1 protein-coding gene is annotated in these 255 nt (G+C 72.2%); it reads right to left on the minus strand.

The window, feature by feature from the left end; translation table 11 throughout:
* The coding region (locus tag ACLBXO_RS32350; protein ID WP_447687982.1) for a 1-deoxy-D-xylulose-5-phosphate synthase N-terminal domain-containing protein at window positions 1–255 on the minus strand (255 nt) is incomplete at both ends.

The following is a 255-nucleotide window of genomic DNA, read 5'->3' on the forward strand; positions in this document are numbered from 1 at the left end:
CGGCGTCGCGGACGTTCTTCAGGACCGGCAGCAGGTGGTCGAGGTTGTGCCCGTCCACGGGGCCGACGTAGTGGAAGCCCATCTCCTCGAACATGGTGCCGCCGCCGACCACCAGCGAGCGGGCGTACTCCTCGGCCGCGGCCGCGCGCTGGTAGAGCGCCTTCGGCAGGAGCTTGCCGAGCTGCTTGGCGGTCTCGCGCAGGGACTGGTAGGCGCCGCCCGAGGCCAGACGGGCGAGGTAGGCCGACATGGCGC

It is taken from the genome of Methylobacterium sp. C33D (assembly GCF_053345825.1).